1 protein-coding gene is annotated in these 274 nt (G+C 65.3%); it reads left to right on the top strand.

All coding sequences use genetic code 11. The features are described 5' to 3' along the window. The coding region (locus SB719_RS19965; protein ID WP_412159711.1) for a pantoate--beta-alanine ligase at window positions 1–274 on the top strand (274 nt) is incomplete at both ends.

The following is a 274-nucleotide window of genomic DNA, read 5'->3' as shown; positions in this document are numbered from 1 at the left end:
CTGGCAGCCGACCAGGAGCGCCTGGTGCAGGCCGGCTGCAACCTGCTGTTCGCGCCCACCGTGGAAGAGATGTACCCCGACGGCATGAGCGTGCAAACCCGCGTCAGCGTGCCCCAGCTTTCCGAAGGCCTGTGCGGCGCCAGCCGGCCTGGGCACTTCGAGGGCGTGGCCACCGTAGTGAACAAACTGTTCAATATGGTCCAGCCAGACCTTGCCGTGTTCGGCGAAAAGGACTATCAGCAGTTGGCGGTGATCCGCGCCATGGTGCGCGACC

This window comes from Pantoea sp. SIMBA_079 (assembly GCF_046940275.1).
Lineage (GTDB): Bacteria > Pseudomonadota > Gammaproteobacteria > Enterobacterales > Enterobacteriaceae > Pantoea > Pantoea borealis.
This window is presented reverse-complemented; position numbering and strand designations above follow the sequence as displayed.